A 9,212-nucleotide genomic window follows, 5' to 3' on the forward strand; every position below is an offset into this window, starting at 1 on the left:
GCTCACGACGACAGCAGGTCGGCGAGCGGGGTGGCCGCCATGCTGGCGGTGAACGGGATGATCTCCGCCGTCGCCAGCCCGCGCGACACGAACGGATCGCGCGCGACCAGCGCTTCCACCTCGGCCTTGCCGCCGATCGCGATGATGACGCCGCCGGTCCGCGGCTGCTTCCGCCCGGACGCGAGCAGCAGCCCGTTGGCATAGGCATCGCCCAGCCAGTCGACATGGTCGCTCATCGCCGCGTCGATCGCGTCGAGATCGTCGCCATAGGTCAGCGACACGACGCACAGGCTGGTGCCCGGCCGGATGAAACGTTCGCTCACAATACCCCCTTGGTCGACGGGATCGCATCCGCCTTGCGCGGGTCGACCTCGACCGCGGTGCGCAGCGCACGGGCGAGGCCCTTGAACGTCGCTTCGACGATATGGTGGTTGTTGCTGCCGTACAGCGTCTCGACGTGCAGCGTGATGCCGGCGGTCTGGGCGAAGCTGTGGAACCAGTGCTCGATCAATTCGGTATCGAGTTCGCCGAGGCGCGAGACGGTGAAGGCCGTCTTCCATACCAGCCACGGCCGTCCCGAAATGTCGAGCGCGACGCGGGTCAGCGTTTCGTCCATCGGCGACAGCGCATCGCCGTAGCGACGGATGCCGCGCTTGTCGCCCAGCGCCTGCGCCACCGCCTGGCCCAGCGCCAGCGCCGAATCCTCGACGGTGTGATGGCCATCGATGTGCAGGTCGCCGTCGACCTTCAGGTCGATGTCGATCAGGCCGTGGCGGCTGAGCTGTTCGACCATGTGGTCGAGGAAGCCGATGCCGGTGTTGATCGCATAGACGCCGGTGCCGTCGAGATTGACGGTGACGTCGATCCGCGTTTCGGCGGTGGAGCGGTTGATCGTGGCGGTGCGCATGTCGGCTCGCCCCATACGTGGGTCGACCGGCACACACAATCTTGACCGACACCGCCATTGCGCTACCCAAGGGGCATGACCGACGGACTGCCCGATAGCCTGATCCCCTATGACGAGATCGTCCAGGAGGCGCTGCGTGCCGTGGTCGGCCGCGTGCTCGGCTCCGTCGCCGAATCGGGCGGGTTGCCCGGCGAACACCATTTCTACATCACCTTCAAAACGCATGCCCCCGGCGTCGACATCCCGCAGCGCCTGATCGAACGATTCCCGGACGAGATGACGATCGTCCTCCAGAACCGCTATTGGGACCTGCTGGTCGACGATCGGAAATTCTCGGTCGGCCTCAGCTTCAATCAGGTGCCCTCGAAACTGGTCATCCCCTATTCGGCGATCACCGGCTTCCACGATCCCGCGGTGAACTTCGAGCTCCGTTTCCAGGCGACCGAGGATCCCAGCGACGGCCCCGAACCGCACGACGAGGCGGAGAACGACGGTCCGGCAGTGACGCCGGCGGCGGACGGCTCGAACGTCGTCAGCGTGGACTTCAAGCGGAAGAAATAGGGAGCGAGCGATTTAGCGTATGCTAAATCGTGGTCGCACAGCGACGCGAACCGCCGGCCGGGCTCGGCGCCGCCGAGCTTCGACGTCACGGGATTTACTCCCGTGACGGGGGGCGCACCTTTTCGTTCGTCATCCCCGCGCAGGCTGGGATCCATAGTCGCAACGCTGCCGGGACCCTCGAAGGTTCGCCAGTCTGGATCCCCGCCTGCGCGGGGATGACGAGGGTCGGGCAGGGGCCCACGAAACCATCCCTGTTCCCGCCGGTTCATGCGCGCATGACCACACGCACCGAAACCGATTCGATCGGGCCGATCGAAGTCCCCGCCGACGCCTATTGGGGCGCCCAGACCGAACGCAGCCTCGAAAACTTTCCCTTCGGCCCCGGCGAGCGGATGCCGATCGGCATCGTCCATGCGCTCGCCATCGTGAAGCGGGCGGCGGCGCGGGTGAACCGGCATCACGGCCTTGCCGCCGAAAAGGCCGACGCGATCGAGGCTGCCGCCGCGGAAATGGTCGCTGGCCGGATGGACGATCAATTCCCGCTGGTGATCTGGCAGACCGGCAGCGGCACGCAATCCAACATGAACGTCAACGAGGTGATCGCCGGCCGCGCCAACGAAGCGCTGTCGGGCACCCGTGGCGGCAAGACGCCGGTTCACCCCAACGACGACGTCAACCGCGGCCAGTCATCCAACGACAGTTTTCCGACCGCTTTGCACGTCGCCGCCGCGCTGGCCGTGACGCAGCAACTGTACCCGGCGCTGGACCGCCTACACGATGCGCTGGCCGCCAAGGCGCGCGAATGGGACGCCATCGTCAAGATCGGCCGCACGCATCTTCAGGATGCGACGCCGCTGACGCTGGGCCAGGAATTTTCCGGCTATGTCCAGCAACTCGCCAATGCGCGCGACCGGATCGAGGGCACGCTGAAGCGCAACATCATGCCGCTCGCCCAGGGGGGCACCGCGGTCGGTACCGGCCTCAACGCGCCGGCCGGTTTCGCGGAAGCGGTGGCGGCGGAGATCGCCGCGCTCACCGGCCTGCCGTTCGTCACCGCCCCCAACAAGTTCGAGGCGCTGGCGTCGAACGACGGACTGGTCGACCTGCATGGCACGCTGAACGTGCTGGCCGTCGCCCTGACCAAGATCGCCAACGACATCCGCCTGCTCGGCTCCGGCCCGCGCTCGGGCCTCGGCGAACTGGAACTGCCCGCCAACGAACCCGGCAGCTCGATCATGCCGGGCAAGGTCAATCCGACGCAGGCGGAGATGCTGACGATGGTCGCCGCACAGGTGATGGGCAACAACGTCGCGGTGACGGTCGGCGGGTTGCAGGGGCATATGGAACTCAACGTCTTCAAGCCGCTGATCGGCGCCAACGTCCTTCGTTCGATCGCCTTGCTCGCGACCGGCATGCAGAGCTTCGCCGAACGGACCGTCGATGGTCTCAAGGCCAATCGGGATCGCATCGCCGCGCTGGTCGAACAGTCGCTGATGCTCGTCACTGCGCTGGCGCCCGACGTCGGCTACGACAATGCCGCCAAGATCGCCAAGCACGCGCTCCAGCATGGTCAGACCCTGAAGCAGGCCGGGCTGGAACTCGGGCTCGTCGATGAAGCGACGTTCGACCGGCTGGTCCGCCCGGAAACGATGATCGGGCGCTAGGTACGGCGCCGTAACGAGGAACTTCCCGCCGGTTGGCGCGCTTCGATGGACCACACCGCAAGGGGCATGATGTGAGCACAACGACCACGGGCGCGCTGATCGGCGCGGCGATCGATTCGATCTCGGGCGACGATGGCGTCGCGGACGGCGCCATCGTCGGGGCGGTCACCGCCAATGTGCTCAAGATCGTGCTGCCGCTCGCCGTCACCTATGCGGTGGGCTGGGCCGTCCTGCGCGGGGCGGCGGAACTCAAGGACCAGGTTTTCGGAAAGGTAGAATCATGATCGGACGCATTCTGGGCGCACTTGTCGGCCGCGAAATCGATCGGCGTGACGGGCAGGGCGGGTTGAATGGCGCTGCGATCGGTGCGCTCTCCGTCGGCGCGATGCGGCGGATGGGGCCGCTCGGCCTGCTGCTCGGCGGCGGCTATGTGGCCAAGAAGGCCTATGACCGCCGTCGTCAGGCGCGGGGCGAGATCTAGCCCGCCTGCCACGACCTGATCGCATCGACCGGCGCAACGAGCATGATGACGTCGAGCGTCAGATTGTCGCGAATCGCCGCCAGGGCGATCAGTTCCAGGGCAAACGCCAGCCCGACGCCCGCCCGCCGCGGCAGGCTTCGGGCAAGCGCGAACCCCAGCATCATCGCGGCGATGTCGCTGATAGAATTCAGCACGCTGTCGCCTGCATACCCCAAGCCATGGTGACGCTGCGGTAGCGATCGATGATGATCGGCGAATTTTCGAGGATTTCCCACGCCGCCTCGACCATCACCGCGACGACCAGCCGGCCATTCCACGGCCAGCGCGGCAGCGCGAATCGGGTGATGGCGTAGAACAGCAGGCCATGGACGACATGGCTCAACGTGTACCAGTCGGCGATCTGCTGGCTGTTCTGGTCGGACTGAACGGCACCGTGCCACAGGGCGACATGCCCGCACGGACAGATCGCGGAGCGGCCCATGGCGAGCAGGATCGCCGCCGTGACGATCAGGACCAGCGCGATCGACCACGCACTTTTCGCGGCCAGCCGCCCGCCAATGCTTGACGCCCGCCCCGCCCAGACGCCACTAGCGCGCATGTCGTCGTCGCTCCCCACCGATCCGCACAACTTCCGTCGTCGCGGCGTCCTGTTCGTGCTGTCTTCGCCGTCGGGCGCGGGCAAGTCCACCATCGCCCGCAAATTGCTGGCCGACGAACCCGAACTGGCGATGTCCGTGTCGGCGACGACGCGGTCGATGCGGCCGGGCGAGGTCGACGGCAAGGACTATCATTTCGTCGATCTGGAGGAATTTCGCCGGATGGTGGCGAATGACGAATTCCTCGAATGGGCGCACGTCTTCAATCACCGCTACGGCACGCCCCGCGCGCAGGTCGAGGAGATGCTGGCGGCGGGCAAGGACGTGCTGTTCGACATCGACTGGCAGGGTGCGCAGCAGCTGTTCCAGATCGCCGGCGGCGACGTGGTGCGGGTGTTCATCTTTCCGCCGTCGATGGAGGAGCTGCGTTCGCGGCTGACCAACCGCAACACTGATTCGGCCGAGGTGATCGACGCCCGGATGGCGCGCGCCGCCAACGAGGTGAGCCATTGGGACGGCTATGACTATGTGCTGGTCAACGACGACGTCGAGGAGTGTTTCGCGGGCGTGAAGACGATCCTGGCCGCCGAGCGGCTGAAGCGGTCGCGCCAGACCGGCCTGATCGGCTTCATCCGCAAGCTGACGCGCGTGGCGGGAACGCACTGATCGCAGGGCAGGGACCGGCGGGCCGGCGGGCGAGCGTTCGGGCCTAGCGCTCCAGCGCCGCCAGGAACGCCGACGCCGCGTCGAATTCGCGCCGCTTGTTCGCAAGCGCCTGCGCCGCCAGCGCGTCCGCGCCCCATAGCTCGGCCTGCCAATCCTCGTCGACATTGGCCGCGGCCCACAGACGATCGCCATCGCCGGCCCGTTCGATCAGCGCGAGCGCCAGTATCAGTGACCCGGTGATCGTCACCACCGGCGACAGCCCCGCCAGCCGGAATGCGTCCAGCGCCGCCACCGCCTCGCCCAGCCGCGCCAGCGTCGTCGCCGGCTGCGCGCGGTGCATGATCCCGGCGGTCGTTTCGAAATGCACGTCGTAGCGCGCCCGCGCCCACGCCAGCCACGGGTCCCACGCCGCCTGCTGGCGCGCTATCAACGGATCGGGCGATTGCGCGTGATAATAGAGCAGATCGCTCTCGCCATAAGCGGCAAGGCCGGTGGCGAAGGCCGCAGGGTCGGGCGCGATCCGGTCGATCGCCGCATTGGCAAGGCCGGTCAGCGGCATCGCCCGCGGGTCGATCATCTCCGGCACCGCGCGCCATTCCGCCGCGACCAGCGTCGCGAGCGCATCGGTGGGCAAGGCCAGTGGCACCCGGCCGGGGGTGCGCACCGGCCGCCCGTCCAGCGTCACCACGCGATCGCCGTCCACGGCGACCTCCGTCCAGAACCGCTTCATGGCTGCGGCGGCGTCCGCCAGCGATGCGCCAGGCTGGCGGGGACGATCGCGACCACCGCCAGCGCCGACAGCGTGATCGCGACGCCCAGCACCTTCACCGGCCAGTCGTGCGCCCGTGCCGCCAGCACCAGCCCGAACACCGCGCCGGCACTGCCGACGATGCGGCTGCCCACCATCCCCAGCCAGCGCCGGCGGGCGAGCGCGTCGTCGCGGCTCATGCGAGCAGTCCCGGCAAGGCGGCGACCCGGTCGGCCACGACGTCGGCCCCGCCGTCGACCAGATCGTGCACGTCGTGATAGCCCCAGGCGACGCCGACCGCGCGCGCTCCCGCCGCCTTGCCCATCGCCATGTCGAAACTGGTATCGCCGATCATCGCCGTCATGTGGGGCAGGGCGCCCGCCTCGTCCATCGCCGCCAGCAGCATCGCCGGGTCGGGCTTCGACGGATGCCGATCGGCGGTCTGCAAGGTAACGAAGCGATCGGTCAGCCCGTGATGGTCGAGGATGTGCGCCAGCCCGCGGTCCGACTTGCCGGTCGCGACGCCCAATAGCCAGCCGTCGTCGGCCAGCGTCCGCAGCACGTCGGCGATCCCGTCGAACAGCGGCTCTTCGGCCAGCGCGTTGCTGGTGCGCAGGCGGTGGAACGCGTCCTTATAGTCGGCGGCCATCGCGCGATGCTGCGCATCGTCCGCATCCGGCAGCAGCGCGCGCACCGCCTCGACCAGGCTCAGCCCGACGATACGGCGGATGGCGGCACGCGGCGGCGAAGGCAGGGCCGCGCGGGCGAACGTGTCCTCCATCGCGCGGCAGATGTTGACCTGGCTGTCGACGAGCGTCCCGTCGCAGTCGAACACGGCGAGGCGCTTCATCCGTGCATCAATCCTTCGCGCCGCGCCGGCGCCGCTCGCCGCGATGTTCCTTGCGCATCGACTTGGCGTGCGCCTTGGCGCGCTGCTTCAGCACGGCCTTGGGCGGCGGACCCTTGGTCGCCTCCTCGAACGGCATCGCATCACCCCTCGCCTCGTCGAACCCCAGCGTGGACAGGCTCTCGGCGAAATGCGTCGGCAGGGCCGCCGTCTCGTCGATGCTGCCGCCGTCGGGATGGTCGACGCGGATGCGGCGCGCATGCAGGTGCATCTTGCGGCTGATCCCGCCGGTCAGGAACGCCGCCGCGCCGCCATATTTGCCGTCGCCGACGATCGGATGGCCGATCGCCGCCATGTGCACGCGCAGCTGATGGGTGCGGCCGGTGAACGGTTGCAGCTCGACCCAGGCGCAGCGGTTGCCGGCGCGCTCGATCACGCGATAGCGGGTGCGGGCGGCCTGGCCGTTCTCCTCGTCGACGTGCATCTTTTCGCCGCCGGTGCCGGGCTGCTTGCCGATCGGCAAATCGATGACGCCGTCCTCGATCGACGGCACGTCGACGATCAGCGCCCAGTAGATCTTGCGCGCGGTCCGGCCTGAAAACGCCTTGGCGAAAAAGCCCGCGGCACGGCTGGTCCGCGCCACCAGCAGCGCGCCCGACGTATCCTTGTCCAGGCGGTGGACCAGCTTCGGTCGGCCCTCCGCTTCATATTGCAAGCCGTCGAGCAGACCGTCGACATGGTCGAACGTCTTGGTGCCGCCCTGCGTGGCGAGGCCGGGCGGCTTGTTGAGGACGAGGGCCTGCAGATCCTTGTGGATCACCATCTCACGCGCGAAGGCGATCTGGTCCTCGCTCAGCGGGGGGCGTTCGCGCTTCGGGCGGGCGACGATCGCGCCGGCCTCGTCCTTGATTTCGGGTTCGGGCGGCGGCACGCGCAGCGTCTGGCCCGCCTTGATCCGGTCGCCCGGCGTCGCGCGCGATCCATCGACGCGCAACTGGCCGGTGCGCGCCCATTTGGCGACGGTGGTGAAGCTCGTCTCGGGCAGGTGCCGCTTGAACCAGCGATCCAGGCGGATACCGTCGTCGTCATAGCCGACGTTGAACTGGCGGATGCCCTGGTCCCGGCCGCTCTTTTCGTCGTCGCTCATGCCAGCGTCCCCCCGGTGCGGGTTATCATCAAGCCGGCGAACACCGCCGCGATCGAACCGACGACCGACAGCGCCGCATAGCCGACGGCACTGGCGACGGCGCCGCGTTCGATCATGACGACGACATCGAGGCTGAACGAGGAAAAGGTGGTGAATCCGCCGAGCACGCCGACCCCGGCGAACAGCCGCCACGCCTCGCCGGTCCCGGCGGCGCGGGCGAGGGCACCGACCAGTGCGCCCATCAGCAGCCCGCCGATCAGGTTGACGGCGAGCGTACCGTAGGGAAAGTCCGGGCCGAACAGCGATAGCGTGGCGCGGCCGATGAGATAGCGTGCGCCGCTACCCAGGGCCCCGCCGATCATGACGAAAACAAGAGGCATGGCCCCGCCCTAGAGCAAGAACGTCCGCAGGGGAATGCAGCCCGGGTTGCGGATGGCGGGGCGCTAGCGGAGCAGTCCGGCCGCCCGCAGCGCATCGTCGATGACGGCGGCGACGCCGCTGCTATCCCGCCGTGCCGACGGTTCGGGCTGTAGCCGCTGCGGTTCGGGCTGCAATCGCCGGGGTTCGCGCGGCGACCGCTGCGCTTCGTCCCGTACGGGTGCATCGGCGGGCGCGGGCGCGATGCCCCAGAAAGCGGCGATCCGTCGGGTGGAGGAGATGCCGACGTCCAGCATGAACGCGCCGGCCGTGCCGCCTGCCTCCGCGCCGCGGGTCGCGATCGGCGTGCCGTGGCCCATGCCGGCGATGCGATGATCCTCGATCACCGGTCGCCCGGCGGCATCGCGCCACACCCGATACGCATCGCCGCCGGCCGACCTCCGCTCGGTCGGTGCGTCGTCGACGCCATGCAGCACACGCCATTGCGTCAGGATCGCCTCGGCATTCGCATCCTGCACCGTCGCATCCGAATCGCCGTGCCAGACCGACAGCGTCGGCCAGCCGCCACGATGCGCCGACGCATCGCGCACCAGCGTGCCGAGCGACGCGGCATCCGGCATGCCCTGGCCCCGCATGCGCTCCATCGCCTGCATTACGCCGCTCGCCGTACCGTAAGGCAGGCCGCCGATGATCGCGCCACCCGCAAAGACCTCGGGATATTGCGCCAGCATCACCGCGGTCATCGCACCGCCCGCGGACAGGCCGTTGACGAATACCCGTGCCGGATCGATGGCGTGGGCATCGATCATCGCCGCGATCATCTCGCGGATCGACTGCGCCTCGCCATGGTCGCGGCTGACGTCCTCGGGCGCGAACCAGTTGAAGCAGCGATTGGGGTTGTTGGCGCTCTTCTGTTCGGGGAACAGCAGCACGAAACCCTGTTCGTCCGCCAGCCGCGACCATCCGGACCCCGTATCGTAGCCGGCCGCATTCTGCGTACAGCCATGCAGCACGACGACCAGCGCCGGCCGCGCTTGCAGCGACGACGGGACATAGATGCGCGCGCGCAGGTTACCCGGATTGCGGCCGAAGCCTTCCAGATCGCTCAGCCGGTCGATCCCGGCCGCAACCGCCGGGGTTGGCATGCCGCGTCCGGCCGCCAGGCGACTGAGGGTTTCGGACAATCGTGGCATGCGCGCACTCCGCAGATCGAGCAG

13 protein-coding genes and 1 pseudogene are annotated in these 9,212 nt (G+C 68.5%); 5 read left to right on the forward strand and 9 right to left on the reverse strand.

Annotated elements, in window-relative coordinates; translation table 11 throughout:
• Positions 1-2 precede the first annotated feature (2 nt).
• Both GTH33_RS10970 and hisB read right to left on the reverse strand, forming a co-directional pair.
• Positions 3-323, reverse strand: coding sequence for a YciI family protein (locus GTH33_RS10970; protein WP_163958434.1), 321 nt, complete (start codon positions 321-323; stop codon positions 3-5).
• A complete protein-coding gene (gene hisB, locus GTH33_RS10975) occupies positions 320-907 on the reverse strand; it encodes an imidazoleglycerol-phosphate dehydratase HisB (RefSeq protein WP_163958435.1) in 588 nt (195 codons plus the stop codon). The genes GTH33_RS10970 and hisB overlap by 4 nt, the downstream gene beginning before the upstream one ends.
• A gap of 75 nt (positions 908-982) precedes the next feature.
• Between hisB and GTH33_RS10980 the strand changes: the two genes are divergently transcribed.
• From GTH33_RS10980 to GTH33_RS10995, 4 genes are all read left to right on the forward strand, one after another.
• A complete protein-coding gene (locus GTH33_RS10980; protein WP_163958436.1) occupies positions 983-1,468 on the forward strand; it encodes an SspB family protein in 486 nt (161 codons plus the stop codon).
• Between the two features lie 275 nt (positions 1,469-1,743).
• Positions 1,744-3,132, forward strand: coding sequence for a class II fumarate hydratase (gene fumC / locus GTH33_RS10985; RefSeq protein WP_163958437.1), 1,389 nt, complete (start codon positions 1,744-1,746; stop codon positions 3,130-3,132).
• 32 nt (positions 3,133-3,164) lie between these two features.
• Positions 3,165-3,416 carry a hypothetical protein gene (locus GTH33_RS10990; RefSeq protein WP_208404058.1) on the forward strand — a complete coding sequence of 84 codons (252 nt, stop codon included), beginning with the start codon at positions 3,165-3,167 and terminating at the stop codon, positions 3,414-3,416.
• Positions 3,413-3,613 (forward strand): hypothetical protein, encoded by a 201-nt coding sequence (locus tag GTH33_RS10995; protein ID WP_163958438.1) that lies wholly within the window; start codon positions 3,413-3,415, stop codon positions 3,611-3,613. The genes GTH33_RS10990 and GTH33_RS10995 overlap by 4 nt, the downstream gene beginning before the upstream one ends.
• Here the strand turns inward: GTH33_RS10995 and GTH33_RS18430 are convergent.
• Positions 3,610-4,094, reverse strand: a pseudogene (locus GTH33_RS18430) (DUF2585 domain-containing protein). The gene GTH33_RS10995 and the pseudogene GTH33_RS18430 overlap by 4 nt on opposite strands.
• Positions 4,095-4,209: 115 nt before the next feature.
• Between GTH33_RS18430 and gmk the strand changes: the two are divergent.
• Positions 4,210-4,875 carry a guanylate kinase gene (gmk, locus tag GTH33_RS11005; protein ID WP_163958439.1) on the forward strand — a complete coding sequence of 222 codons (666 nt, stop codon included), beginning with the start codon at positions 4,210-4,212 and terminating at the stop codon, positions 4,873-4,875.
• Between the two features lie 43 nt (positions 4,876-4,918).
• Here gmk and GTH33_RS11010 read toward each other — a convergent pair whose 3' ends face one another.
• The 6 genes from GTH33_RS11010 to GTH33_RS11035 all read right to left on the reverse strand — a co-directional run bounded on the left by GTH33_RS11010 (position 4,919) and on the right by GTH33_RS11035 (position 9,188).
• A complete protein-coding gene (locus GTH33_RS11010; protein WP_163958440.1) occupies positions 4,919-5,605 on the reverse strand; it encodes an ATP12 family chaperone protein in 687 nt (228 codons plus the stop codon).
• Positions 5,602-5,823, reverse strand: coding sequence for a hypothetical protein (locus GTH33_RS11015; RefSeq protein ID WP_243848303.1), 222 nt, complete (start codon positions 5,821-5,823; stop codon positions 5,602-5,604). The genes GTH33_RS11010 and GTH33_RS11015 overlap by 4 nt, the downstream gene beginning before the upstream one ends.
• Complete coding sequence (locus GTH33_RS11020) at positions 5,820-6,473, reverse strand: HAD-IA family hydrolase (protein WP_163958441.1); 654 nt, start codon at positions 6,471-6,473, stop codon at positions 5,820-5,822. The genes GTH33_RS11015 and GTH33_RS11020 overlap by 4 nt, the downstream gene beginning before the upstream one ends.
• Before the next feature lie 7 nt (positions 6,474-6,480).
• Complete coding sequence (locus tag GTH33_RS11025) at positions 6,481-7,617, reverse strand: RluA family pseudouridine synthase (RefSeq protein ID WP_163958442.1); 1,137 nt, start codon at positions 7,615-7,617, stop codon at positions 6,481-6,483.
• The gene (crcB, locus tag GTH33_RS11030; protein ID WP_166753139.1) at positions 7,614-7,997 is read right to left on the reverse strand and encodes a fluoride efflux transporter CrcB; all 384 of its coding nucleotides are present in this window, start codon (positions 7,995-7,997) and stop codon (positions 7,614-7,616) included. The genes GTH33_RS11025 and crcB overlap by 4 nt, the downstream gene beginning before the upstream one ends.
• Before the next feature lie 63 nt (positions 7,998-8,060).
• The gene (locus tag GTH33_RS11035; RefSeq protein WP_163958443.1) at positions 8,061-9,188 is read right to left on the reverse strand and encodes an extracellular catalytic domain type 1 short-chain-length polyhydroxyalkanoate depolymerase; all 1,128 of its coding nucleotides are present in this window, start codon (positions 9,186-9,188) and stop codon (positions 8,061-8,063) included.
• Between the last annotated feature and the right edge of the window lie 24 nt (positions 9,189-9,212).

This window comes from Sphingomonas insulae (genome assembly GCF_010450875.1).
In the GTDB taxonomy this organism is placed as follows: Bacteria; Pseudomonadota; Alphaproteobacteria; order Sphingomonadales; family Sphingomonadaceae; genus Sphingomonas; species Sphingomonas insulae.